Source organism: Bacillus sp. LL01 (genome assembly GCF_001037965.1).
In genome coordinates this window covers 546,295-572,148 of the sequence record NZ_LFEL01000002.1, presented here as the reverse complement: position 1 = coordinate 572,148, position 25,854 = coordinate 546,295, and the positions used below count along the sequence as shown (strand labels likewise).

Annotated in this window: 21 protein-coding genes; 20 read left to right on the top strand and 1 reads right to left on the bottom strand. The window is 45.6% G+C overall.

Annotated features, from left to right (window positions below; genetic code table 11):
• Positions 1 to 137: 137 nt before the first annotated feature.
• The 8 genes from AB685_RS09185 (at position 138) to AB685_RS09150 (ending at position 11,951) form a co-directional block, all read left to right on the top strand.
• Positions 138 to 1,316, top strand: coding sequence for an acetyl-CoA C-acetyltransferase (locus tag AB685_RS09185; protein ID WP_047970276.1), 1,179 nt, complete (start codon positions 138 to 140; stop codon positions 1,314 to 1,316).
• 28 nt (positions 1,317 to 1,344) lie between these two features.
• Positions 1,345 to 2,199 (top strand): 3-hydroxybutyryl-CoA dehydrogenase, encoded by an 855-nt coding sequence (locus tag AB685_RS09180; RefSeq protein ID WP_047970275.1) that lies wholly within the window; start codon positions 1,345 to 1,347, stop codon positions 2,197 to 2,199.
• Between the two features lie 57 nt (positions 2,200 to 2,256).
• Positions 2,257 to 3,393, top strand: a complete 1,137-nt coding sequence (locus AB685_RS09175; RefSeq protein ID WP_047970274.1) for an acyl-CoA dehydrogenase — start codon at positions 2,257 to 2,259, stop codon at positions 3,391 to 3,393.
• Between the two features lie 669 nt (positions 3,394 to 4,062).
• Positions 4,063 to 5,202, top strand: a complete 1,140-nt coding sequence (locus AB685_RS09170) for an acyl-CoA dehydrogenase (protein ID WP_047970273.1) — start codon at positions 4,063 to 4,065, stop codon at positions 5,200 to 5,202.
• A 19-nt stretch (positions 5,203 to 5,221) separates the two neighbouring features.
• Entirely contained in the window at positions 5,222 to 5,878 is a 657-nt protein-coding gene (locus AB685_RS09165; RefSeq protein ID WP_047970378.1) for a TetR/AcrR family transcriptional regulator, read from the top strand.
• Positions 5,856 to 9,101, top strand: a complete 3,246-nt coding sequence (gene icmF, locus AB685_RS09160) for a fused isobutyryl-CoA mutase/GTPase IcmF (RefSeq protein WP_047970272.1) — start codon at positions 5,856 to 5,858, stop codon at positions 9,099 to 9,101. The genes AB685_RS09165 and icmF overlap by 23 nt, the downstream gene beginning before the upstream one ends.
• Before the next feature lie 279 nt (positions 9,102 to 9,380).
• On the top strand, positions 9,381 to 9,953 hold the full coding sequence (gene rpoE, locus AB685_RS09155; protein ID WP_047970271.1) for a DNA-directed RNA polymerase subunit delta: 573 nt from the start codon (positions 9,381 to 9,383) through the stop codon (positions 9,951 to 9,953).
• 384 nt (positions 9,954 to 10,337) lie between these two features.
• Complete coding sequence (locus AB685_RS09150) at positions 10,338 to 11,951, top strand: CTP synthase (protein ID WP_047970270.1); 1,614 nt, start codon at positions 10,338 to 10,340, stop codon at positions 11,949 to 11,951.
• A 76-nt stretch (positions 11,952 to 12,027) separates the two neighbouring features.
• On the opposite strand, the gene AB685_RS09145 is transcribed toward AB685_RS09150, so the two are convergent.
• Positions 12,028 to 12,570, bottom strand: a complete 543-nt coding sequence (locus AB685_RS09145) for a DUF2529 domain-containing protein (protein ID WP_047970269.1) — start codon at positions 12,568 to 12,570, stop codon at positions 12,028 to 12,030.
• A 331-nt stretch (positions 12,571 to 12,901) separates the two neighbouring features.
• Here AB685_RS09145 and AB685_RS09140 point away from each other — a divergent pair, with 331 nt between their 5' ends.
• The 12 genes from AB685_RS09140 (at position 12,902) to AB685_RS09090 (ending at position 25,798) form a co-directional block, all read left to right on the top strand.
• On the top strand, positions 12,902 to 13,276 hold the full coding sequence (locus tag AB685_RS09140) for a response regulator (protein ID WP_010197444.1): 375 nt from the start codon (positions 12,902 to 12,904) through the stop codon (positions 13,274 to 13,276).
• 338 nt (positions 13,277 to 13,614) lie between these two features.
• The gene (locus AB685_RS09135; protein ID WP_047970268.1) at positions 13,615 to 14,472 is read left to right on the top strand and encodes a class II fructose-bisphosphate aldolase; all 858 of its coding nucleotides are present in this window, start codon (positions 13,615 to 13,617) and stop codon (positions 14,470 to 14,472) included.
• 287 nt (positions 14,473 to 14,759) lie between these two features.
• The gene (gene fsa, locus AB685_RS09130) at positions 14,760 to 15,404 is read left to right on the top strand and encodes a fructose-6-phosphate aldolase (protein WP_047970267.1); all 645 of its coding nucleotides are present in this window, start codon (positions 14,760 to 14,762) and stop codon (positions 15,402 to 15,404) included.
• Between the two features lie 263 nt (positions 15,405 to 15,667).
• Positions 15,668 to 16,960 (top strand): UDP-N-acetylglucosamine 1-carboxyvinyltransferase, encoded by a 1,293-nt coding sequence (locus AB685_RS09125; RefSeq protein WP_047970266.1) that lies wholly within the window; start codon positions 15,668 to 15,670, stop codon positions 16,958 to 16,960.
• 841 nt (positions 16,961 to 17,801) lie between these two features.
• A complete protein-coding gene (glpX, locus tag AB685_RS09120; RefSeq protein ID WP_047970265.1) occupies positions 17,802 to 18,770 on the top strand; it encodes a class II fructose-bisphosphatase in 969 nt (322 codons plus the stop codon).
• Positions 18,771 to 19,454: 684 nt separating this feature from the next.
• The gene (rho, locus tag AB685_RS09115; RefSeq protein ID WP_047970264.1) at positions 19,455 to 20,729 is read left to right on the top strand and encodes a transcription termination factor Rho; all 1,275 of its coding nucleotides are present in this window, start codon (positions 19,455 to 19,457) and stop codon (positions 20,727 to 20,729) included.
• 217 nt (positions 20,730 to 20,946) lie between these two features.
• Complete coding sequence (locus AB685_RS09110; protein WP_047970263.1) at positions 20,947 to 21,192, top strand: type B 50S ribosomal protein L31; 246 nt, start codon at positions 20,947 to 20,949, stop codon at positions 21,190 to 21,192.
• 129 nt (positions 21,193 to 21,321) lie between these two features.
• The gene (locus tag AB685_RS09105) at positions 21,322 to 21,927 is read left to right on the top strand and encodes a thymidine kinase (protein WP_047970262.1); all 606 of its coding nucleotides are present in this window, start codon (positions 21,322 to 21,324) and stop codon (positions 21,925 to 21,927) included.
• Positions 21,928 to 21,973: 46 nt separating this feature from the next.
• Entirely contained in the window at positions 21,974 to 22,411 is a 438-nt protein-coding gene (locus tag AB685_RS09100; protein ID WP_047970261.1) for a hypothetical protein, read from the top strand.
• Between the two features lie 485 nt (positions 22,412 to 22,896).
• Positions 22,897 to 23,319: a glycosyltransferase gene (locus tag AB685_RS32075; protein WP_241773267.1), complete on the top strand. Its 423-nt coding sequence runs from the start codon at positions 22,897 to 22,899 to the stop codon at positions 23,317 to 23,319.
• A gap of 8 nt (positions 23,320 to 23,327) precedes the next feature.
• Positions 23,328 to 23,966, top strand: coding sequence for a GtrA family protein (locus AB685_RS09095; RefSeq protein ID WP_241773266.1), 639 nt, complete (start codon positions 23,328 to 23,330; stop codon positions 23,964 to 23,966).
• Positions 23,966 to 25,798: a hypothetical protein gene (locus tag AB685_RS09090; RefSeq protein WP_047970260.1), complete on the top strand. Its 1,833-nt coding sequence runs from the start codon at positions 23,966 to 23,968 to the stop codon at positions 25,796 to 25,798. Before AB685_RS09095 ends, AB685_RS09090 begins: the two co-directional genes overlap by 1 nt.
• Positions 25,799 to 25,854 lie beyond the last annotated feature (56 nt).

The following is a 25,854-nucleotide window of genomic DNA, read 5'->3' as shown; positions in this document are numbered from 1 at the left end:
GCGGTTGCTTGAGACCCCGCAACGAAGTGAGGAGGCTCAAGCACCGCCCCTAGGAAAGCGAACACCTGGAACGGAAATCAACTGGGAGTTAACCCGAAACCCTAAATTTTTTTTCGAATAAAGAGGAGGAACCACCAATGGGAAAAACAGTAATCGTAAGTGGAGTCCGCACACCAATCGGCCGTTTCGCAGGAGGCCTTAGCACCCTAACCGCATCAGACCTAGGAGCAACAGCCATCAAAGAAGCACTTGCAAGAGCAAACGTCTCAGGCGACCAAGTCGGAGAAGTCATCATGGGCACCGTCCTTCAAGGCGGTCAAGGACAGCTTCCATCAAGGCAAGCATCACAAAAAGCAGGCCTGCCATGGGAAGTCCGAACAGAAACCATCAACAAAGTATGTGCATCCGGCATGCGTAGCGTCACACTCGGCGACATCCTAATTCGCTCCGGCGAAGAGGAAGTCATCGTGGCAGGAGGAATGGAATCCATGAGCAATGCACCATACATGCTACCAAAAGCAAGATGGGGTCTGCGGATGGGCGACAGTACCGTGCAGGACTTGATGGTACATGACGGTCTTACTTGCACGTTCACCGGTGTTCACATGGGCACGTACGGAAACAGTGTCGCCAAGGAAATGACCATCACAAGGGAAGACCAGGATGCGTGGGCTTACAGAAGTCATCAGCGTGCAATTGAAGCAAGCGAGAATGGCATATTTGACGCAGAAATCGTTCCTGTCTCCGTGCCGCAGCGTAAAGGGGATCCAATCGTTGTGAGCAAGGATGAATCGCCTAGAAAAGATACTTCCGTGGAAAAACTGTCATCCTTAAGACCAGCTTTCGATCATGACGGAACGATCACAGCAGGAAACGCACCTGGCGTAAATGACGGCGCAAGTGCACTTGTTCTAATGGGTGAGGACCGTGCGGCGAAGGAAGGGAAAGAAGTATTGGCAACCATCCTTGGTCACACCTCTATTGCAGTGGAAGCAAAGGATTTCCCAAAAACGCCAGGACTTGTCATCACAGAACTTTTAAAGAAAACAGGAACGAAGCTTGAGGATATAGATCTTTTTGAAATAAATGAAGCATTTGCAGCAGTAGCTTTGGCATCAGCAAACCTTGCCGGACTTGATTTGGAAAAAGTGAATGTAAATGGTGGAGCCGTTGCTCTTGGACATCCAATTGGAGCAAGTGGAGCTCGCATTATCGTTACTCTGATTCATGAGCTGAAGCGCCGTGGTGGTGGACTTGGGATTGCGTCCATCTGCTCAGGTGGCGGACAGGGCGATGCGATATTGATCAAAGTATAAGCGACAAACTTTTAGGAGGAACCAGGACATGACAATTCAAAAAGTAATGGTAATCGGCGCAGGACAGATGGGCTCAGGCATTGCGCAAGTGTGTGCAATGGCCGGCTATGACGTATATATGAACGACCTGAAGCAGGAATTCCTCGACCGCGGACTTGCGGGCATCACAAAAAACTTAAGCAGATCCGTGGACAAAGGTCGCATGACAGAAGACGAGAAGGCGGCAGTCCTTGGCAAGCTGCAAACAACCACCACGCTTGAAGATGCGAAACATGTCGACATCGTCATTGAAGCGGCTATTGAAAACATGGACATCAAAAAGAAGATTTTCGCAGAGTTGGATCAGCACGCACCGGCTCACACAATTTTAGCAACCAACACATCTTCCCTTCCAATTACGGAGATTGCTGCAGCTACAGGCAGACCGGAAAAAGTGATCGGCATGCACTTCATGAACCCAGTACCTGTTATGAAGCTCGTGGAAATCATCCGCGGCCTACAGACGGTAGACGAAGTGTACGGTTCGATCGAGGATATGACGAAAAAGCTATCCAAGGTTCCGGTTGAAGTGAACGATTTCCCTGGCTTTGTTTCTAACCGCGTGTTGATGCCGATGATCAATGAAGCGATTTTTACGGTCTATGAGGGGGTAGCAACTCCGGAAGCGATTGATGAAGTGATGAAGCTTGGCATGAACCATCCGATGGGACCGTTGACACTTGCTGATTTTATCGGACTCGACACATGCCTATACATCATGGAAACGTTGCATGAAGGCTTTGGCGATGACAAATATCGACCATGTCCACTACTTAGAAAATATGTCAAAGCCGGCTGGCTGGGACGCAAGACTGGACGCGGATTTTACACGTACGAGACATAATGGTCTGATAGTCAACATAGGGAGATTTTTAAGACATCAGGAGAGGGGTCAAATAGCATGAATTTACGTTTTACAGAAGAGCAGGATATGGTCCGGAAAATGGTGCGTGATTTTGCGGAAACCGAGATTGCGCCATTCGTTGAAAAGATGGAAGAGGGCGAATTCCCTCGGGAGATCCTAAAGAAGATGGCGGACCTTGGCCTGATGGGGATGACGATTCCGGAAGAGTACGGCGGAGCGGGGATGGACTTTCCTTCCTACATCATCGCGATCAATGAACTTTCCCGCGTGAGTGCGACACTCGGGGTCATCCTTTCCGTTCACACATCGGTCGGGACGAATCCAATTCTTTATTTTGGCACAGAAGAGCAGAAGCAGAAATACGTGACAAAGCTTGCTTCCGGTGAATACCTTGGGGCGTTCTGCCTGACCGAACCAAGTGCAGGATCAGATGCGGGGAGCCTGAAAACACGTGCGGTGAAGCAGGGTGACCACTATGTGCTGAATGGTGCAAAGGTGTTCATCACAAACGGCGGTGAAGCGGACACCTACATCGTTTTCGCATCAACTAACTCGGAACTGGGGTCCAAAGGAGTTTCGGCCTTTATCGTGGAAAAGGATACTCCGGGATTTGTAATCGGAAAAAATGAGCACAAAATGGGTCTGAACGGTTCGAAAACAGTGCAGCTGACATTTGAAGATGCGAAAGTTCCTGTGGAAAACCTTCTTGGTGCAGAAGGAGAAGGCTTCAAAATTGCGATGGCAAACCTCGATGTCGGCCGAATCGGAATCGCGGCGCAGTCACTTGGTATCGCGGAAGCGGCATTGCAGGCGGCAACAAACTACGCAAAAGAGCGCGTCCAGTTCGGCAAGTCGATCGCAGCACAGCAGGGTGTCTCTTTTAAACTAGCAGACATGGCAACTGCGGTGGAAAGTGCAAGGTTGCTGACATACCGTGCTGCCAACCTGCGAGCGTTAGGAAAGCCTTGCGGAAAAGAAGCCTCCATGGCAAAACTTTTCGCCTCCCAAACGGCAATGAACGTGGCAATCGAAGCGGTCCAGGTTTTTGGCGGCTACGGCTATACGAAAGACTATCCGGTCGAGCGCTACTTCCGTGACGCGAAGGTTTGCGAGATCTATGAGGGAACAAGTGAGATTCAGAGAATGGTGATTGGGAAGCATCTGATAAACTAGTTGAGGCGGATCGGCGGGGCGGTGGACTTTCCTTACTGCTTTTGGTGGGAAATGTGGTGCCTTCGATAGGAATGTCCGAAGTTTTGTGTAAGTTGACCGAAGTTTTTCAATTCTTGACCGAAGATTTCGCAAAGTTGACCGAAGATTTCCCTAGATTGACCGAACCAATTTTTCAAATGTCCGAACACACCAACAGAGTTGTCCGAACAAGCTCAAAGATTGACCGAACCACCGGTAAAAGAGCATAACAAGTGTCCGAAAGACCTTTTCAAATGACCGAACGGTTTTCAAGTACACTTAAAATAGCAAAAAACGATAAAAAGTCGTAAAATCGACCACCAAACCAAACCGCTCAGCCCGGCCCCGCGACAAACGAAGCCTAAACCTGGTCCGTGGTGCGGAAATCAACAGAGGCCTCTAATAGAACATTAATACTCTTAAGTCAAGGCTGTTTTCGTAAACTTTGTTGCTTTTTCTTATTTATTAACCAACCGTTATATTCCTTGCTGTCGTGCTCTTTTCTCGGGTATCCAGAGTAAACTACATGCCTATTTTTGAGTAGATAAGCCGTAAAAAGTCCAATAGCCGACTTTTTACTAGTGAATAGCAACAATCTTCGAGAAAAGAGCCTAATTCAAATACAAATAAAATCATCGGGGGATGAAAAATATGAACTTTCAACTATCAGAAGAACACGAAATGATTCGCAAAATGGTACGCGACTTTGCCAAGAACGAGGTCGAACCAACAGCAGCTGAGCGTGACGAGGAAGAGCGTTTTGACATGGATATTTTCAAAAAGATGGCGGACCTTGGCCTCACTGGGATCCCGTTTCCGGAAGAGTACGGCGGAATTGGCAGTGACTACCTGGCGTATTGCATCGCGGTTGAAGAATTATCACGTGTATGTGCATCCACAGGTGTAACACTTTCCGCGCACACGTCACTTGCTAGCTGGCCGATCTACAAGTACGGAACAGAAGAGCAAAAGCAGAAATACCTAGTACCACTTGCACAAGGAACCAGCATCGGCGGTTATGGCCTTACAGAACCGGGGTCAGGCTCTGATGCGGGCGGAATGCGTACAACGGCGAAACTTGATGGCGACCATTACGTCCTGAACGGCTCCAAAATTTTCATCACTAACGGCGGAATTGCAGATATCTATGTGGTGTTTGCCGTAACAGATGCAACTAGCAAGCATAAAGGCACAAGCGCATTCATCGTCGAGGCGGACTTCCCAGGCTTCAGCGTCGGGAAAAAAGAGAAAAAATTAGGTATCCGTTCTTCACCAACAACAGAAATCATTTTTGAAGACTGCCGTGTACCGGTTGAGAACATGCTTGGAGCAGAGGGTGAAGGCTTCAAAGTGGCGATGACAACGCTTGATGGCGGCCGTAACGGGATTGCTGCACAGGCTGTCGGAATCGCGCAAGGTGCGCTGGACGCTGCCGTTGCCTATGCAAAAGAGCGTGTTCAGTTCGGGAAGCCGATCGCAGCACAGCAGGGTGTTTCTTTTAAACTGGCAGATATGGCGACAACGGTGGAAGCTTCGAGATTATTAACTTACCAGGCGGCGTGGAGAGAGTCCGAGGGCTTGAGCTATGGCTTGGAGTCAGCTATGTCCAAATTATTCGCAGGCGATACGGCGATGAAGGTGACAACAGAAGCGGTTCAAGTTTTCGGAGGCTACGGCTATACGAAGGACTATCCAGTGGAGCGTTATATGAGAGATGCGAAAATCACGCAAATCTATGAAGGAACTCAAGAAATCCAACGACTCGTCATTTCCAGAATGCTTACTAAGTAAGTAGGGGGCGGACAGGATGATGAAAAAACGTCAAGTACATGCATCCGTAAAAGACGAGCGGCTGATTGAGAAGCGCCGCGACCAGATGATCAAGGGGGCGGTGAGCCTTTTCAAAGAGAAGGGCTTCCACCGCACGACAACAAGGGAAATTGCTAAAGAGGCCGGCTTCAGCATCGGCACGCTCTATGAATATATCAGGACAAAGGAAGATGTGCTGTATCTCGTCTGTGACAGGATTTATGACCAGGTGAGCGAGCGCCTTCAGATGGAACTCGATATGAAGCGAGGCAACCTGGACAGCCTGAAATCCGCCATGCGCTACTATTTTCGCGTCATGGATGAAATGCAGGATGAAGTGCTTGTCATGTACCAGGAAGCGAAATCCTTATCCAAAGATGCGCTTCCCTACGTGCTGAACAAGGAGCTTGCGATGGTGGCCATGTTCGAGCAGGTCATAAGAAACTGCATCACAGCAGAAGGTATCGACATGAAAGAACAGCAGATTCAATTGATTGCACATAACATTTTTGTACAGGGACAAATGTGGGGCTTCCGGCGTTGGGTGCTGCACAGGCACTTTGAGCTTGAAGCCTATATCGAAGGCCAAATTGAACTATTATTGCACGGACTTACAAAGGGGGAGAATGTGAACCATGGAAGTATATCGTCCAACTAACCATATTCGTTTTGTGACAGCTTCAAGTCTTTTTGACGGGCATGACGCCTCCATCAACATTATGCGTCGCATCATCCAGGCGAGCGGTGCCGAGGTCATCCATCTTGGCCACAACCGCTCCGTCGAGGAGATTGTAAACGCGGCGATCCAGGAGGATGTACAGGGAATTGCGATTTCCTCCTACCAAGGCGGCCACGTCGAATATTTCAAATACATGTATGACCTATTAAAAGAAAAAGGCGCCTCTCACATTCGCATTTACGGGGGTGGCGGTGGTGTAATCATTCCTAGTGAAATCAAGGAACTCCACGCATACGGAATTGCCCGTATCTTTTCACCTGAGGACGGCAGGGAGCATGGGCTACAAGGAATGATCAACTCGATGCTGAAGGAATGTGACTTTGTGACAGTCAAGTCCCTTGGAGATGAAGTAGAGCGCCTTCGCGCCGATGACCACCAGGCAATTGCGAAACTGATCACCTTGTCTGAACTTCAAGTAACTTCTGATGAAGAGGTGGCGGCAACAGCCCAGGCGGCACTTGCCAAGGTAAAAGAAAAGCAGAAAACGGTTCCGGTCCTCGGAATCACCGGTACAGGTGGAGCGGGGAAAAGCTCGCTTACCGATGAACTGATCCGGAGATTCATAAATGAAGTACCAGATAAGAAGGTTGCGATTCTTTCCATCGACCCGACGAAACAGAAGACAGGTGGAGCGTTACTTGGTGACCGTATCCGCATGAACGCCATTTTCAATCCGCGTGTGTATATGCGTTCGCTCGCGACCCGTGGTTCTCGTTCCGAGCTATCCTTGGCGATCCAAGATGCAATTGCTGTCACGAAGGCGGCCGGCTTTGACTTGATCATTGTTGAGACGAGCGGGATCGGGCAGGGAGATGCCGGTATCACCGAGATCTGTGACATCTCCATGTATGTGATGACAAGTGAGTTCGGGGCACCTTCCCAATTGGAAAAAATCGATATGATTGATTACGCTGATTTAATCGTTATTAATAAGTATGAGCGAAAAGGATCCGAGGACGCGAAGCGCCAGGTACAGAAGCAGTATCAACGCAGTCGTCTTTTATGGGATAAAGAGCTTGACGAAATGCCGGTGTACGGAACGATTGCAAGCCAGTTCAATGACTTGGGGACGAATACCCTTTTTACAGCGTTAATAGAGTTGATGAATGAGAAGACCGGTTCTTCGTATGCTAGCACCCTTCCGACTTCCAAGGATGTAGAAAAGCAGAACGTCATTATTCCGAATGACCGCCGCTACTATCTGCGTGAGATCAGTGAGACAGTCCGCAATTATCATAAGATGGCGGCTGAGCAGGTGGAAATCGCTCGTAAATTGTTCCAGTTGGATGGAGCGATGGAGGCTGCTGGCGGAAACGAGGAGCTTGTGGCGGCACTTGCCGGACTTCGCCGTGAATATGAGGAAAAATTGACAAGCGAATCTAGCAAAATTCTAGCAGGCTGGGAAGAGAAGAAGGAGAAATATTCCGGAGACCAGTTTGTGACAATCATCCGCGACAAAGAAATTATCACAAAACTTACAACGAAAAGCTTGTCTGGCTTGAAAATCCCGAAAGTGGTCCTGCCGAAATATGTGGACTACGGAGAGATCCTCAAGTGGGTGTATCGTGAAAATGTACCTGGCGAGTTCCCTTATACAGCGGGAGTATTCCCGTTCAAACGTGAAGGAGAAGATCCGAAGCGTCAGTTCGCAGGGGAAGGAACGCCAGAGCGAACCAACCGCCGTTTCCACTATTTGAGTAAGGATGACGACGCGAAACGCTTAAGCACAGCATTCGACTCGGTGACTTTATACGGAGAAGATCCGGCTGAGCGCCCAGACATCTACGGAAAAGTCGGAAACAGTGGCGTCAGCATCTGTACCCTTGATGACATGAAAAAGCTGTACGCAGGCTTTGACCTGTGTGCACCAAGCACGTCTGTTTCCATGACAATCAACGGTCCTGCGCCGGTTATCCTGGCGATGTTCATGAATACGGCAATTGACCAGCAGGTGCAAAAGCGTGAAGAGGAGCTTGGCCGCATCTTGACGGTGGAAGAGTACGCGGAAGTCCGTGCGGTAACGATGCAGACGGTGCGCGGAACGGTCCAGGCAGACATTTTAAAAGAGGATCAGGGCCAGAATACCTGCATCTTCTCCACGGAATTCGCGCTTCGTGTGATGGGCGATATCCAACAGTATTTTATTGATAAAAAAGTACGCAATTATTACTCCGTTTCGATTTCCGGTTACCATATTGCCGAGGCAGGCGCCAACCCGATTACGCAATTGGCGTTTACCCTTGCAAACGGCTTCACTTATGTCGAGTACTACTTGAGCCGCGGCATGAAGATCGATGACTTCGCACCTAACCTGTCGTTCTTCTTCAGTAACGGACTGGATGCGGAGTACACGGTAATCGGCCGTGTGGCCCGTCGCATCTGGTCGACGGTGATGAAAAATAAATATGGTGCCAATGAGCGCAGTCAGAAGCTGAAGTACCATATCCAAACTTCCGGTCGTTCCTTGCATGCACAGGAAATCGACTTCAATGATATCCGTACGACGCTGCAGGCACTGATGGCGCTGCAGGACAACTGTAACTCGCTGCATACCAATGCATACGATGAGGCGATTACGACGCCGACAGAAGAGTCTGTGCGCCGTGCGATGGCAATCCAGATGATCATTACGAAAGAGCATGGCTTGGCGAAAAACGAGAATCCGTTGCAGGGATCCTTTGTGGTGGAAGAGCTGACAGACCTTGTAGAGGAAATGGTGCTGCAAGAGTTTGAACGCCTGAACGACCGCGGCGGCGTCCTTGGGGCGATGGAAACCCAGTATCAGCGCGGGAAAATCCAGGATGAGTCCATGTACTATGAAATGAAAAAGCACACTGGGGAACTGCCAATCATCGGTGTGAACACGTACAAAAATCCGAACCCGCCATCAGAGGATGACTTGAACGACATCGAGCTTGCCCGCTCCACAGAAGAGGAGAAGCAAACGCAGATCCAAAACCTAGCAGCATTCCAGAAGCGTAATGCAGTGGAAGTGGAAGAGGCGCTACTAAGACTGAAGCAGGTAGCCATCAGCGGCGGCAACATCTTCGAAGAACTGATGGAAACCGTCCGGGTGGCAAGCCTCGGCCAAATCACCACAGCCCTCTACGAAGTCGGCGGCCAATTCAGACGAAACATGTAACAAACGGAAATACAAAATAAAAAGGCGGGGAATCATGGTCTCCTCATGGTTTCCCTGCCAACTTTATAGAGTTCGACACGGAGAGAGAAATACCTTTGGGGGTCTGACCCCCATTTGTTGTTTTTTTCTCTTTTTTAGTCGGTTTTTAATTTTTTGAGGGAAAGATTTATTTTATGCTGGATTAAACATTGGTATTTTGTTTATAATGAGTGGTATGGATTTTTCTAGGAATTGCTATGAATATTGTCTTTTTACATATATAGAAAGGATGTGCAGACATTGGCATTAAAGCATTTAACGGCAGAAGAAGTTAAAGAGATGTCATTGATCGAAATCGCTACTGCTTTATTCGATGAACAGAAGCAGTCTGTGACTTTTGGTGAGTTAGTTAAGGAGATCAAGAAAATCACAGGTTTTAAGGATGCAGACCTTAAGGGTAAGATATCCCAGTTCTATACTGACCTGAATATTGACGGCCGTTTCATTTGTATTGGAGAAAACCAATGGGGACTTCGTGCATGGTATCCTTATGATCAAATAGAAGAAGAAACAACTCCTCAGGTTAAGACGAAGACAAAAACGAAGAAGAAGAAAAAGGCTGCGGATGAGGACGATATTGATGCAGTCGGATTCGATGAGTTGGATGAAGAAGAACTCGAATTTGATGATTTGGATGATTATGAAGAGGATGAAGTTGAAGAAGAAGACTTTGACGAAGCCGAAGATGATGCTGAAGACGAAGATGACGACGATGAAGAGTTTGAAGAAGACTTGATCGAAGACGACGAGTACGAACTCGAAGACGATGAAGAAGACGAAGAATCGGAAGAGGACGAGGAAGAAAAACTCTAATCTTCGCTTATGAACACTCCCTAGGACGTATGTGGGAGTGTTTTTTGATGGGCAAAAGAGTGAAAATTCGTAAGTTGATATCAGTCCTTGACTTTTCATCCCCAACTAGGTAGAATCTTTTTTGGGCTCCTTAAAAAAGGACACGTATAATTTGTTGAACATATACACGCTCCCCTTGCTGCAAATGCTGGCAAGTGGGGCGTTTTTTATTTTATTAGTGAATGAACATCCATATGCTGTACCTGAGAAATTGGGGGCAGCTTCATTTTTTAGTAAATGAATTTCGTGTTTTTGACTAATGATAAAAATGTTAAATGCCTCTTAAGAAGCATGTTCGTTACTTATTATTATTTTTAAATAAAATTAATTCGAGGGGGAGACAGCATGACAAAGTATATTTTCGTAACAGGTGGCGTTGTGTCATCTCTAGGTAAAGGGATTACTGCTGCATCTTTAGGCAGATTGTTGAAAAATCGCGGGTTGGATGTGACAATCCAGAAGTTTGATCCATATATCAATGTGGACCCGGGCACGATGAGTCCTTATCAGCATGGTGAGGTATTCGTAACGGGTGACGGAGCAGAAACGGATTTGGACTTAGGTCACTATGAGCGTTTCATCGACATCAATCTGAACAAATATTCCAACGTGACAACAGGGAAAATCTACTCCACTGTTCTGAAAAAAGAGCGCCGCGGCGACTATTTGGGTGGAACAGTGCAGGTTATTCCGCACATCACGAACGAAATCAAAGAGCGCGTTTTCCGTGCCGGTCGTGAAACGAATGCAGACGTGGTTATTACGGAAATCGGTGGAACGGTAGGGGACATCGAGTCACTTCCATATCTTGAGGCGATCCGCCAAATCAAGAGTGACATCGGTCGCGACAACGTGATGTACATTCATTGTACACTTGTACCTTACATCCGCGTGGCGGGCGAGCTGAAAACAAAGCCGACCCAGCACAGTGTAAAAGAACTTCGCGGACTCGGAATCCAGCCGAACATCATCGTATTGCGTTCTGAAATGCCGATCTCCCAGGATATGAAGGACAAGATTGCGTTGTTCTGTGATATCGATGAGAAGGCGGTTATCGAATCCATCGATGCTGACACACTTTACGAAGTGCCACTTGCTTACCAAGCGCAAAACATGGACAACATTGTGGTGGATCACCTGAAGCTTGAGACAACTGGCCAGGCGGACATGACCGAATGGACGGCACTTGTGAACAAGGTGAAAAACCTTTCCAAGAAGACAACGATCGCCCTTGTCGGAAAATATGTGGAGTTACAAGATGCGTACCTGTCTGTTGCGGAAGCGCTGCGTCATGCTGGTTACGAGTACGATGCAGATGTGAAAATCAACTGGGTCAACTCTGAAGAAGTGACTGCTGAGAACGTGGACGAGCTGTTGAACGGTGCGGACGGAATCCTTGTTCCTGGTGGGTTCGGCGACCGTGGAGTCGAAGGGAAAATCGAAGCAATCCGCTATGCGCGTGAGAACAAGGTACCATTCTTCGGAATCTGCCTTGGCATGCAGCTAGCTTCTGTCGAGTTTGCCCGTAACGTCCTTGGATTTGAAGGCGCACACTCTGCTGAGCTTAACCCGGAAACGCCATATCCGATTATCGACCTGTTACCGGAACAAAAAGACATCGAGGACCTTGGCGGAACATTGCGCCTCGGATTATACCCTTGTAAGCTGAACGACGATTCCTTGGCTCAAAAAGCATACGCAGACGAAGTGGTCTATGAGCGCCACCGTCACCGCTACGAGTTCAACAATCAATATCGTCAGCAAATGGAAGAGCACGGATTCATCTTCTCCGGCACAAGCCCTGATGGCCGCCTGGTAGAAGTGATTGAGATCAAAGACCACCCATGGTTCCTTGCATCCCAATTCCACCCAGAATTCGCTTCCAGACCAAACCGCCCACAACCGCTATTCCGCGACTTTGTGGCAGCATCCTTGAAAAATGCTGAAGTAATGGCGTAATTTTTATATGAAAAAGGAAAAGGGAAGGCCTCGTTGATGAGGGCTTTCCCTTTTTGTTGTTTCGTTTCTAGCTGTTCTACTCCTGCTCCTCTAGCATCTCTTTCAATGTAAAAGCAAGCCCATGATACACGTATAAAGCCGTCATGCTGGACGGAAAGCCGAATCGTTCCCCGTCATCCCCGGGAATTAAAGGCTTTTTCAGTTTCATGTCTATATGTACGTCAGATAAGGTTTCAAGGGTTTCGTAACCGGCGGATTCTTGCTGCTCTGTCACTGTGGAGATTCCGACAATCTTAATTCCAAGCTCCTTCAGTGCCTTTGCCGTACTCACCGCTTCCTCATCCGTTGAAAAACGGGAAACAATCAACGCACGGTCGGTATCAGTCAGGTCATGATAGCTGTCAAGATCAGACAACAGCGTAGCCCTCACCAGCGGCTCCGCTCCTTCCGTCGCCTCCGCCTCGATTGCTTTCATCTCCTTCACCCCATGCACATAGATGCGTCCATCCCCGACAGCCGCCTGTGCCAAAAGCCTGGCTGCATCCTCAAATCCAAACTCCTCACTCGAACTAATCCTATTAAACACACCCTGCAACTGAGTAGTAAAAATCTTCAACACCCCAAATCACACTCCCATAAACAAATTATTAGCATATTCCCATACCCTCATTCCACCAAAATTCAAGTATAATAAAGGCGGTACGACATAAAGGGCGAAAATCCTTGAGGGGTCTGACTTTTCGTTCGCTTTTTTCCTACATATTCCGACAGTAGCCAAGGCGGCCGGAGCCTTCTACGTCAAGGCGGAAAGTCCTGCCGGGGTCTGACCCCTTTTTCGAAATTTTCTCTACAAAAAAATTTCCCGGTCGAAAAAGGAGGAAATAAGACTATTATAGTAGAATTAGGTGGGTGGATGGAAACGGATTGATTATTTTTAGAGATGGGGTGTAATGGTGGGTCAAAAATTACTGATTGTGGATGACCAGTATGGGATACGGATCTTGTTGAATGAAGTATTCCAGAAAGAGGGCTATCAGACGTTTCAGGCAGCAAATGGGTACCAGGCATTAGATATCGTAGAAAAGCATTCACCGGACTTGGTATTGTTGGACATGAAGATCCCCGGTATGGACGGAATTGAAATTTTAAAAAGACTAAAAGCGATCAATTCTGATATCCAAGTTATTATTATGACAGCTTATGGAGAATTGGATATGATTCAGGAATCCAAAGATCTTGGAGCGATCACGCACTTTGCCAAACCATTCGATATTGACGAAATTAGAGATGCGGTACGTAAAAATATGCCGCGCCAATCGGTTTGAGAACCCGATTTACTAACTGAATATTAAAACATTTCATGTGTTATCGCTTACATTGAAAAACGGCATGCTACAACAGTTGCCGTTTTTCTGCATAGTTGATATGCTAAGTGTTGGATAAAAAACATCCGTCAAGTTTTGCACTTTGTTGCCCCGTTATACATAACTGGTTTTCCAAATGGTCAAGCTAGTTTTGATATGGGCGAAACTTTTACAAACAGGTACACATAGAAGTGCGATCTCCCCATTATGCCAAAAGGGGAATCGATCTCATTGTTTACCGACTTGTAAGAACGGGAAAAACTTTTCGGAGTGAATATATTACAAAGGAGGATGTTATTATGCCTTTAGTTTCCATGACAGAAATGCTGAAAAAAGCAAATGTAGAAGGCTATGCAGTAGGTCAGTTCAACTTGAACAACCTAGAGTTCACACAAGCGATTCTACAAGCGGCACAGGAAGAGAATTCACCAGTTATCCTTGGTGTTTCTGAAGGTGCGGCTCGTTATATGGGTGGCTTCAAAACAATCGTAGCATTAGTAAAAGCGTTAATGGAAGAGTACGGTGTAACTGTACCTGTAGCGATTCACTTAGACCACGGTTCAAGCTATGAGTCTTGTGCAAAAGCGATCCATGCTGGATTTACATCTGTAATGATCGATGCTTCTCACCATCCATTTGAGGAGAACATCGAAACAACTTCCAAAGTTGTAGAATTAGCACACTTCCACGGAGTTTCTGTTGAGGCAGAGCTTGGTGTAGTAGGTGGACAAGAAGATGACGTAATCGCTGATGGCGTTATCTATGCAGACCCACAAGAGTGTGAAGAACTTGTAAAACGCACAGGAATTGACTGCCTAGCTCCAGCTTTAGGTTCCGTACACGGTCCTTACAAAGGCGAACCGAACCTTGGCTTCAAAGAGATGGAAGACATCAACAACCGTGCTGGCGTTCCTCTAGTATTACACGGCGGAACTGGAATTCCTACGCATGACATCCAAAAAGCAATCTCTTTTGGAACAGCGAAGATCAACGTTAACACAGAAAACCAAATTGCATCTGCAAAAGCAGTTCGTGAAACACTTGCTGCCAAAACAGAAGAGTACGATCCTCGTAAATACCTAGGACCTGCTCGTGACGCAATCAAAGATACAGTAAAAGGCAAAATGCGCGAATTTGGATCTTCCAACAAAGCGTAATAGTAGTTTCCCCTGTAGATTGAAGTGTAAGGTGTGAGACTCCAGCGGGAAGTAGCGGTAGACTTGAGACCCCACAGGCGAAGCCGAGGAGGCTCAAGCACCGCCCCGCGGAAAGCGAACACCTAAAACGTAAATCAACAGGGAGTACAACTGATACATTTCAAAACAAGACAACAACACCATTCAACCAACAACAAGGCAACGATATGCAGAACCGCCACACCAGGCGGTTTTGTTCTATTTATCAATGAAAGCGCCAACAACATTAGCACAAAGGAGAGACTTACATGAAATTTTTTATAGACACAGCTAACCTCGATGAAATCAAGGAAGCACACGCACTAGGATTACTTGCAGGGGTAACGACCAACCCAAGTCTTGTAGCAAAAGAAAACATCACTTTCGAAGACCGTCTTCGTGAAATTACTGAATTCGTAGAAGGATCTGTCAGCGCAGAGGTTATCGCGCTTGATGCAGAAGGGATGATTGAAGAGGGGAAAACACTTGCAGCAATCGCGCCGAACATCACAGTGAAAGTTCCGATGACTCCAGATGGCTTGAAGGCGGTAAAAGCATTCAGCGACCTGAACATCAAAACGAATGTAACTCTTATTTTCAACGCCAACCAAGCATTGATGGCAGCGAGAGCGGGAGCTACATATGTGTCCCCATTCCTTGGCCGTCTCGATGACATCGGACAAAACGGAATGGACTTAGTTGCAACCATTGCGGACATTTTTATGATTCATGATATCCCGACGGAAATCATCGCAGCATCCATCCGTCATCCGATGCACATTACAGATGCTGCCCTTAATGGTGCACACATCGCGACAGTTCCTTACAAAGTATTGATGCAGCTTTTCGGACACCCGTTAACGGATCAGGGAATCGAGAAGTTCCTAGCTGATTGGAATAACCGTCAACAATAAATTTAATAGAAAATTTACCCCTGCTGGAAAACGGCGGGGGTATTTTGTGTAAATTCACGATAAATTTCGACAAAAAGTATATGTCGAATATAGGCGGATGGTATCAAATATTACGATTTGATAAAGAATCATGCTTTTTCATATATGAAAAGAAAGTTTTCGTGTAAACTAATACTTAACGTAAAATTTTACGATTGGTAATAATTGTGTATAATAGACAATAGCACTTTTGGTAACCAACCTCGCCTTGAAGGGAGAAATATATGGAAAAGTTAAAAATTCTTGGTGGTAATAAGTTAAATGGAACAGTACGCGTAAGTGGCGCGAAAAATAGTGCAGTGGCCTTGATCCCTGCAACAATTCTAGCGGACTCACCCGTAACGATTGAAGGATTACCGAAGATATCGGATGTTGAAATTCTAAGCAGCCTATTGGAGGAAATCGGCGGAACTGTATCTTTGGATGGGGAAGACCTGACTGTGGATCCTTCCAAAATGATCGCGATGCCGCTTCCGAGTGGAAAAGTGAAAAAGCTTCGTGCATCCTATTATTTAATGGGAGCAATGCTTGGCCGTTTCAAAAAAGCGGTAGTCGGATTGCCTGGAGGTTGTCATTTGGGCCCAAGACCCATTGATCAGCACATCAAAGGCTTCGAAGCACTTGGAGCAGAGGTAACAAACGAACAAGGTGCCATCTATCTGCGCGCAGATGAGTTGAGAGGCGCGCGTATTTATCTTGACGTGGTAAGTGTCGGCGCAACGATCAACATCATGCTTGCAGCAGTAAAGGCAAAAGGCAGAACCATTATCGAAAATGCCGCAAAAGAGCCGGAAATCATTGATGTTGCGACGCTTCTAAGCAGCATGGGTGCAAAAATTAAAGGTGCGGGTACAGATGTAATCCGTATCGATGGCGTGGAAAATCTTCACGGATGCAAGCACACCATCATCCCTGACCGTATCGAAGCAGGTACATACATGATTATGGCTGCTGCAACCGGCGGTGAAATGATTATCGATAATGTCATCCCTACTCATTTGGAGCCACTGATTGCAAAGCTCCGTGAAATGGATGTACGTATAGATATCAACAATGACCAGGATCAGGTGCTAGTCGTTCCGCCGGAAAAACTGAAGTCGGTCGACGTAAAAACACTTGTACATCCAGGATTCCCAACCGACCTTCAGCAGCCGATGACTACTCTGCTGACAAAGGCGCAAGGAACAAGCATCGTGACCGACACGATCTATTCCGCCCGCTTCAAGCACGTGGATGAACTGCGTCGCATGAATGCCCAGATCAAAGTGGAAGGCCGCTCAGCCATCATCAACGGTCCTGTCCAGTTGCAAGGCGCAAAGGTGAAAGCGAGTGACCTTCGTGCAGGTGCAGCGCTTGTCATTGCCGGACTGCTCGCAGACGGAATGACGGAAGTGACGGGCCTGGAGCATATCGACCGTGGCTACAGCCATCTGGAAGAGAAGCTTGAAGGACTTGGTGCCACCATCTGGCGTGAAAAGCTGTCAGAAGAAGAAATCGATCAAATGCAGAATTCATAAATGGTAAAAAAAGAAGGAATCCGCTGTAATTAGTGCGGGTTCCTTTTTTGTTTAAGATTAAGAAAGTATATAATTCTGTTGATTTCCGTTCCAGGTGCTTCGCTTTCCTGCGGGCGGTCCGAAAGCCTCCTCACTCCGTTGGAGGCCACTGAAAAACTAAAAAATTATAGATTTTGATGATTTCTAGCTGTTGCTTGGAGCAAAAGACGTAGACTCCAGCGGGGGAGTAGCGACAATCTTGAGACCCCGCAGGGCATAGCCCGAGGAGGCTCAAGGTCGCCCCGCGGAAAGCGAAGTCTTTTGCGGAAAGCAACAGCGGTGTTTAACTAAAACCTAGAATTAAGTACTTTTTCAGTGGCCTTCTCCGTTGCGGGGTCTTACCTGTCCCTTCCTCCCGCGGGAGTCTGCGCGCCTTCCACTGCAATCAACTGGGCTTTCATTAAGATTTCCGATATTTACTAGACATTAGAAGAGAGCGGATATTTCGATTTTTAATGAAAAAATAAATCCTATAATCGTTAAGAGGCTACCCCTGTGAACTGTAGTGCAAGGTGGAAGACTCCGGCGGGAGATAGCGGTAGACTTAAGACCCCTGAAGCGTTGTGAGGAGGCTCAAGCACCTCCCCGCGGAAAGCGTACACCTGGAACGGAAGGGAACAGGGAGTTAACCCAACCACCCCATTCCTCTATTTAGTTTTTTCACGTTTCCACTTTCAAATTCCGACGAATGTGATATACTATTAACGAAAAGTATAGCACAATGCCTATAGTTGCACAGACAACCTATGGGCCTACCATAAAAAAATGACTAGTTTCTTAGAATGCAAAGGGAGTGGAAAGAATGGAAAGAAGTTTATCCATGGAATTGATTCGAGTAACAGAAGCGGCGGCATTATCTTCTGCACGCTGGATGGGACGCGGAGATAAAGAAAGTGCAGATGGTGCGGCAACTTCCGCTATGCGCGATGTGTTCGATACAGTACCGATGAAAGGCACAGTCGTTATCGGAGAAGGGGAAATGGACGAAGCTCCTATGCTCTATATCGGCGAAAAGCTTGGAACAGGCTACGGACCTCGCGTAGACGTTGCGGTAGATCCGCTTGAAGGGACAAGCATCGTGGCGTCTGGCGGCTGGAACGCGCTGGCAGTACTTGCGATTGCCGATCACGGAAATCTGCTTCATGCACCGGATATGTACATGGATAAAATAGCTGTTGGACCTGCAGCTGTCGGGAAAATAGACATCAACGCATCCGTCATAGACAATCTTAGAGCGGTAGCAGAAGCGAAAAATAAGGATGTTGAAGACGTAGTGGCGGTTATTTTGAACAGACCACGCCATGAAAAAATCATTGCGGAACTAAGAGAAGCTGGAGCACGTATCAAGCTGATAGACGATGGAGATGTGGCTGCTGCTATTAACACGGCGTTCGACCATACAGGCGTAGACATTCTGTTCGGTTCAGGTGGCGCACCAGAAGGCGTTATCGCAGCCGTCGCATTGAAATGTCTTGGGGGAGAAATCCAAGGAAAATTACTTCCGCAAAACGAAGAAGAATTGATCCGTTGCCGCAAAATGGGAATTGAAGATATAGATGCGGTACTAAGAATGGAAGACCTAGTGCGCGGAGATGATGCCATCTTTGCTGCAACAGGTGTAACGGACGGAGAACTTCTCCGCGGAGTCCAGTTCAAAGGAACCAATGCTACAACACACTCCGTCGTCATGCGCGCAAAATCAGGAACAGTCCGCTTCATCGACGGCCAACATAACATCAAGAAAAAGCCTAATCTCGTGTTTAAACCTTAAGGGTTTATAAATAAATGTTTGGGTAAGTTTTGAAAGCTTAAAAACTTTCCCCTGTTGATTGAAATGCAAGGTGTGAGACTCCTGCGGAAGGAAGGGACAGGGGAGACCCCACAGCGAAGCGAGGAGGCTCCCGGACCGCCCGCGGAAAGCGAACACCTGGAACGGAAATCAACAGGGAGTTAACGAGAATACGCACTTGTAGCATAAATGTAAATGACCGTAAATGGAACATCCCATTTACGGTTTTTTCATATGACTACGTCAAAAAACCTTCACATTACTCGAATAATGTAATGGACAACTAACCATTTTCGACAGATTTAGGGGAAATACAAGAATATTCCCCAGAAAATAAACGCAATACACAAAGCTTGTCTACAGAAAATAGTTGCTTAAAAGTGCAATTTGTGGGTAAAATAAACAATACTACGAGTATTTTGCGAAATCTACCTTATATCTTCCTAGCGATTCTTCTACAATTTCTTCATAAGGAGAGTTTATCCCACAAACACAAGGGAATACGTCCTCACTTCCATTTCATTTTCTTAAAAGTGTGGTGACTACAATTAAATTCCCGATCCTTCGAACTTAATTTCAGCTTGAATCAGTGTTGGAAGACAAACCATTATCCTTGGATTATGAACATAACAACTAATAAAACGAATAGAGTGGTGTTTTCTTTTTATGGATTTAACTATTTCTCACTTAGAAACTTTAAAACTGAAAGAACTATACGAGTTTGCCCGTCAACACAAGGTTTCGTACTACAGTAAACTGACGAAAAAAGAACTTATTTTTGCTATTTTGAAAGCGCAGGCAGAAAAGGACGGCCTATTGTTCATGGAGGGGGTGTTGGAAGTCATCCAGTCGGAAGGCTTCGGTTTCTTGCGTCCGATCAACTACTCTCCAAGCTCGGAGGACATTTACATTTCTGCATCCCAAATCCGCCGTTTTGATCTAAGAAACGGGGACAAGGTATCAGGAAAAGTACGTCCTCCAAAAGAGAATGAGCGCTATTACGGCTTGCTCCATGTAGAAGCGGTGAACGGGGATGACCCGGAATCTGCAAAGGAGCGTGTGCATTTCCCAGCGTTAACTCCTTTATATCCTGATCGCCAAATCGTGCTTGAAACGACTTCCAATAGTCTTTCCACACGCATCATGGATCTGATTGCACCGGTAGGTTTCGGTCAGCGTGGCCTGGTCGTTGCTCCCCCTAAAGCGGGTAAAACGATGCTAATCAAGGAAATTGCGAACAGTATCACAACAAACCATCCGGAAGCGGAACTGATTGTGCTTCTAATTGATGAGCGTCCTGAAGAAGTAACCGATATCGAACGTTCTGTTGCAGGAGACGTTGTAAGCTCCACATTTGATGAAGTTCCTGAGAATCACATCAAGGTGGCAGAGCTTGTATTGGAACGCGCTCTGCGTCTTGTTGAGCACAAGCGTGACGTAATCATCCTGATGGACAGTATCACCCGTCTGGCGCGTGCCTACAACCTTGTCATTCCACCAAGTGGACGTACACTATCGGGTGGTATCGACCCGGCTGCGTTCCACCGTCCGAAGCGCTTCTTCGGAGCTGCACGTAACATCGAAGAAGGCGGAAGCTTAACGATTCTTGCGACTGCACTTGTTGAGACAGGATCCCGTATGGATGACGTCATCTATGAGGAGTTCAAGGGTACAGGGAACATGGAACTGCATCTTGACCGTCAACTTGCAGAACGACGCATCTTCCCGGCAATCGATATCCGTCGCTCCGGAACGCGTAAAGAAGAGCTCCTTATCCCGAAAGATCATCTGGATAAGTTGTGGGCGATCCGCAAAACGATGTCCGACTCTCCAGATTTTGCAGAAAAACTATTACGCAGACTCCGTCAATCCAAGTCGAACAAGGAATTCTTCGACATGCTCGAAGAAGAACAGAAAGCTGGAACGGCAAAACGATATTAATATGACACTTATGCGCACCTTGCTTACGCAGGGTGCGTTTTGATTGGGGAAATATTTGGGGTTGAATAAGTCCAAAAGTAATGTTGCAAAACATGTCATTAGTTGATATAATTTCATCAGTGTGTTTTTAAGATAAATGATGGCGACTCACGTGGTTGGTATCATTTGAATGATAACTCTGTTTCGAAAGACTCAGGGCGAAAAGGAGATGACAAGAATGAAAGCTGGAATTCATCCGGATTACCGTAAAGTTGTATTCATGGACATCAACACTAGTTTCAAATTCATCACTGGTTCTACGATGAAAACAAACGAAACTGTTGAATGGGAAGATGGTACTACTTACCCTCTAATCAAAGTTGAGATCTCTTCTGATTCTCACCCATTCTACACTGGACGTCAGAAGCATGCTGCTGCTGATGGACGTGTTGAGCGTTTCAACAAAAAATACGGCCTTAAGTAATAAAGTGAAACAGGCAGGTTATCCTATATCTTGCCTGTTTTTTTACTTTTATTTTTACATAATTCGGTGCTTGGTTCAGGTCGCTAAGCACTTTTTATACGTAAAATTTTCAAAAAGGAGGGGCCGTATATGTATGTAATGAAGCAAACAGGTTGGGTGGAAGTGATTTGTGGCAGTATGTTTTCCGGTAAGTCGGAAGAGTTGATCCGTCGCATGAGACGATCCCAATTTGCCAAACAAAAAATTCAGGTATTCAAGCCTGCTATCGATAATCGCTATAGTGATGAAGCAGTTGTTTCTCACAATGGTACTTCAATCATTGCCATGCCGGTTCCGACTTCTCAATCGATTTTGGACCAGGTGGAAACACAGACTGACGTTGTCGGCATTGATGAAGTGCAGTTCTTTGATGATCAGATCGTGGAAGTGGTTCAGGAATTGGCTAACAGAGGCTACTGTGTCATTGTAGCAGGTCTTGACCAAGACTTTCGTGGCGAGCCGTTCGGAAAGATGCCGGAGCTGTTGGCAATTGCTGAATTGGTAACTAAACTGCAAGCGGTATGTGCCGTCTGTGGATCCCCTGCAAGCCGTACACAACGCTTGATCAATGGAGAACCGGCTGGTTACGATGACCCAATTATTTTAGTAGGCGCTTCGGAATCATACGAACCTCGCTGTCGTCATCATCATGAAGTTCCTCACAAAGTGTCCGTGCTGCAAGAAATGAAAAAATAAATATTCCTGATGAAAGAGGATACGCTAAGAAACAGGAGGTGTTTGCATGAAACATGCAGTCCTGTTACTGGTGGTATGCTCTTTTTTTATTGCCGGATGCACTGGTGAACAGCGCTTCGGTTCTGACGAGGATTTCAACGGAGAACGATTGATTGGTGTGAAAAATGATGAAAAAGATGGCTTCTATGATCGTGACTTAGACACAGAAGACTACAACACCAACCAGAATCCCAATTTCCTTGATCTCTCGGAAAACCGTCCTGACTATGGTGACGACGAGGATAAAATTGTTGAAGTGATCGAAATGAACAGCGACCTTGAACCCGGATCCGTCTACATAACCGGAGACACGGCAAGAGTCACTGCCTATGCGCCGAGCGGGATTTCCAAAAAAGAGAAGAAGCGCCTGAAAAAAGAGCTGAAAGAGAAATTTATGGAGGTCACGCCTCGCTACCACGTCAAACTGACAATAAAAGAAAGATAAGGGGAACTCGTTCTGATTTTTCGGGACGGGTTTTTCTTTTAGACTCTTTTCTCAAAGAATGTTGCTATTCACTAGAAAAAAGTCGGGCATTAGACTTTTTACAAGAAAAATCGGCCTTTGGATTTTTTACAAGAAAAATCGGCCTTTGGATTTTTCACAGCTTATCTATTCTAAAATAGGCATGTAGTTTACTCTGTACACCCAGGAAAAGAGCACGACAGTAAGAAATATGACGGTTAGTTGATAAATACGAAAGAGCAACAAAGTTTAAGAAAACAGCCTTCTTTTATTGGTTTCGGAGTAGGAAGAAGTGAAAATCTATGAAACTCTTTAAGTTTCTTTTTCGTCGATAAAGGGAAATGTATAAAAACTCTAAATTTTTATTGGAATTTTATTAAAGTACTTCCTAATAATAGAAATTCATTTCAAGATTGAGCAATGTATTATTAATAACATTAATTTTAGAGGCAATTGGAGGAATTACGTTGATAAGTGATAACCGTGTAACCATCTTAATCCCGGCCTATAATCCTGATAATAAGCTAATGGAACTGGTGAAAAACATAGTGAAAGAAGGGTTTCAACAGATATTGGTTGTGAACGATGGAAGCAAAAAAGAGTGTGAATCGATATTCAACAAGCTGAAAAACGTAAAGCAGTGTACTGTTTTGGAGCATGAGGTGAATAAAGGGAAAGGTCAAGCTTTAAAAACTGCATTTTCCTATTTTCTAGATAGGTTTCCTGAAGATGTTGGATTGATTACAGTAGATGCTGATGGTCAGCACGCAGTAGAAGATGTGAAAAAAGTAGCGAAACGGCTTTTTGAATGTCCGAAGAGTCTCGTGTTGGGTGTAAGAGATTTTCAGGTGAGGATATCCCTCTTAGAAGCAGGTTTGGGAATGTCATAACTAAAGGAGTGGCACGTTTTGCATGTGGAATTAAAATATCTGATACACAAACCGGATTACGTGGCATACCTTCCCAATTTGTAAAAAAACTGATTAATGTTGCCGGTCAACGGTACGAATTCGAAATGAATATGCTTGTAGAGTGTAAACCGAACAATGTAGAGATAGAGGAAGTGAGTATTCAAACGATATATATTGAAGAGAATGAATCTTCCCATTTCAATCCCATTAAGGATTCAATCAGAATCTATGCGGTATTCTTGAAATTCGCTTTTTCTTCTGCCCTATCGTTTATATTGGATATTGTCTTATTTGCCCTATTTGTGATGATACTGAATGGAGTCTTCGTAGAGTCCTACATAATTATAGCAACCGTCATAGCAAGGGTCCTGTCCGCATTATTTAACTACGTGGTAAATAGGAGAGTTGTTTTCAAGTCAACAAGTTCCCATACTCTGGTAAAATACTTTGTCCTAGCAGTAGCTCAGATGCTTGTCTCCGCAGGTGGAGTATTTTTGATTTATGAAGCAATCGGATTTGGTGAAGTGGGAATTAAGGTTGTAGTGGATGGAATTCTATTCCTGATCAGTTACATCATCCAAAGAGATTGGGTATTCAAGAGAAAATATGAATTAGGTGCCGGTTGATGGGAAGCTCTCTATTTTATTTTGCCATTCTATTCTTATCGTTTATCGGATGGGGAGTCCTTTCCGCACATAAATTGAAACTTCATCAGGCTATTATTCCTTTGTTTGTCTTTTCCGCAATAACGACCATCTTGTTTGTAGCCGGCCTGTTGAATGTGATGCCGCAGATGGTACTTATTCTATTTGTTTGTGGATCTGGTTTAAGCCTTTACTATTTATACCTGTTCATTAAGAAAAAAGGAAAAGTGCCACTGCACCTTACACCCTCGACTATTATTTTTTTTCTGGCGGTAATGTTCATCATAATTTTATTAAGAGGGGTTATTCATACCCACTACGATGATTTCAGTCACTGGGGACTTATTATTAAAGAAATGCTCCATGTTAATGGACTTCCGGATGGCCGTTCCATAATCAGTTTCACAAATTACCCTCCAGGGAGTGCTACATTTATTTATTATGTATTGTCCATAATAGGTTATTCCGAGAGCTACACCTTCATGGCCCAAGGCTTTTTGATTACTGCCTGCCTAACCACCTTGTTCATCTTTTCTAGCTGGAAACGTCCTGGGAGTGTCATTACTGCTTTTGCTGCCGCATTGGCATTGTTCAGTATAAACAGAACCTATATTTATACTCTTTTAGTGGACAGTCTGTTAGGAATGGTGGCATTGGCCGTTTTAATCATCGCCTACTATTATCGAAATGATTGGACAAAAGGGGTGTTGGCCAATACCCCTATCATGATTCTGCTTCTTCTCATAAAAGACAGCGGGAAGGTCTTCTTTTTATTCAATCTGGTCATTATTCTTTGTTTTGTGTATTCGTATTATTTAAAAGGGAGTATCCTGAAAAGGAACAATGTCCGTATTGTACTTTGGGTAACGGTGTTCACGTTGGTGTTGCCACTTTCGATGAATTTCCTTTGGGGACAATATGTGGACAAGGCCGATCAAAAAGACCATTATAATAAATTTGCCGTCAACAGAGGAAAACTTCTGGATAACAATAAGACGGAAGAATTTAGGGAGAATCTCGGCCCGATGGTTTTTCAGGCCGCAACAGATATTAATAACAGCGGAATTAAGAGCATGTTAATTTTGAATGGCCTTGCTTTGGCAACGATTTTGATCTATATAATGCTACATAGACAACTTGCAGTTCGGCTTGTTGCAATCACCTTTTTTGTCAATATCGCCTATATAATTTATATCTTCACTCTGTACTTGATGTATTTGTTCCTAATGCCGGAAAATGAGGCTATAAGACTTGCAGGCTTCAGTCGGTACTTGGCAACAATTGTGGTATATTGTGCAGGAATATTGATGATTTCCCTATATAAGGAATGGTTTACGGCGCCTCGGGAACGTAGCCACGGCGGTCTCCGTGTGGCAATGGCAGCTGTACTTATTATTGCCTTCATGTATCCGCAATGGGAGAATATGAAAGCGATAACCCAAAATAAACCCGACACCTCAGACTCCATCCGATGGGGAATCAAAGATCAGTATCAACGCATATTAAATGATGGACTGCCAGGCCCTCAAGTGTTTTACTATAGTCCAGAAAGCTTTGAGGATAGAGGCTACCTCGACTATGTTCTCCGGTTTGAGCAGACGAACCATAAATTTACGGTATTAAGAAGTCTCGAAACAGCCGAGGAGGAAACTTCTTTCATAAATAGAATCAAAGCCTCGCAATACTTTGTGCTGGTAGGTGAAGATGAGCGTTCCCAAGTACTGCTCAAGGATCTGTTCACAGAGAAAAGTCCATCCGGTGTATATCGTGTCAACCTGAAAGATGATGAGGTGGAACTGGAACCAATCCGTTAGAACCGGGTTTATTGAATTTAACACATGACAGATAAAAATGGATCTTTCCTGTTATT

What these genes read in the sequence shown, in the direction of transcription:
- AB685_RS09100 (WP_047970261.1), top strand. Translation starts at nt 21,974, where the DNA reads ATGAAACATGCAGTCCTGTTACTGGTGGTATGCTCTTTTTTTATTGCC.
- AB685_RS09090 (WP_047970260.1), top strand. Translation starts at nt 23,966, where the DNA reads ATGGGAAGCTCTCTATTTTATTTTGCCATTCTATTCTTATCGTTTATC.
- rho (WP_047970264.1), top strand. Translation starts at nt 19,455, where the DNA reads ATGGATTTAACTATTTCTCACTTAGAAACTTTAAAACTGAAAGAACTA.
- AB685_RS09110 (WP_047970263.1), top strand. Translation starts at nt 20,947, where the DNA reads ATGAAAGCTGGAATTCATCCGGATTACCGTAAAGTTGTATTCATGGAC.
- glpX (WP_047970265.1), top strand. Translation starts at nt 17,802, where the DNA reads ATGGAAAGAAGTTTATCCATGGAATTGATTCGAGTAACAGAAGCGGCG.
- icmF (WP_047970272.1), top strand. Translation starts at nt 5,856, where the DNA reads ATGGAAGTATATCGTCCAACTAACCATATTCGTTTTGTGACAGCTTCA.
- AB685_RS09140 (WP_010197444.1), top strand. Translation starts at nt 12,902, where the DNA reads ATGGTGGGTCAAAAATTACTGATTGTGGATGACCAGTATGGGATACGG.
- fsa (WP_047970267.1), top strand. Translation starts at nt 14,760, where the DNA reads ATGAAATTTTTTATAGACACAGCTAACCTCGATGAAATCAAGGAAGCA.
- AB685_RS09175 (WP_047970274.1), top strand. Translation starts at nt 2,257, where the DNA reads ATGAATTTACGTTTTACAGAAGAGCAGGATATGGTCCGGAAAATGGTG.
- AB685_RS09170 (WP_047970273.1), top strand. Translation starts at nt 4,063, where the DNA reads ATGAACTTTCAACTATCAGAAGAACACGAAATGATTCGCAAAATGGTA.
- AB685_RS09165 (WP_047970378.1), top strand. Translation starts at nt 5,222, where the DNA reads ATGAAAAAACGTCAAGTACATGCATCCGTAAAAGACGAGCGGCTGATT.
- AB685_RS09185 (WP_047970276.1), top strand. Translation starts at nt 138, where the DNA reads ATGGGAAAAACAGTAATCGTAAGTGGAGTCCGCACACCAATCGGCCGT.
- AB685_RS09135 (WP_047970268.1), top strand. Translation starts at nt 13,615, where the DNA reads ATGCCTTTAGTTTCCATGACAGAAATGCTGAAAAAAGCAAATGTAGAA.
- AB685_RS09150 (WP_047970270.1), top strand. Translation starts at nt 10,338, where the DNA reads ATGACAAAGTATATTTTCGTAACAGGTGGCGTTGTGTCATCTCTAGGT.
- AB685_RS09180 (WP_047970275.1), top strand. Translation starts at nt 1,345, where the DNA reads ATGACAATTCAAAAAGTAATGGTAATCGGCGCAGGACAGATGGGCTCA.
- AB685_RS09125 (WP_047970266.1), top strand. Translation starts at nt 15,668, where the DNA reads ATGGAAAAGTTAAAAATTCTTGGTGGTAATAAGTTAAATGGAACAGTA.
- AB685_RS09105 (WP_047970262.1), top strand. Translation starts at nt 21,322, where the DNA reads ATGTATGTAATGAAGCAAACAGGTTGGGTGGAAGTGATTTGTGGCAGT.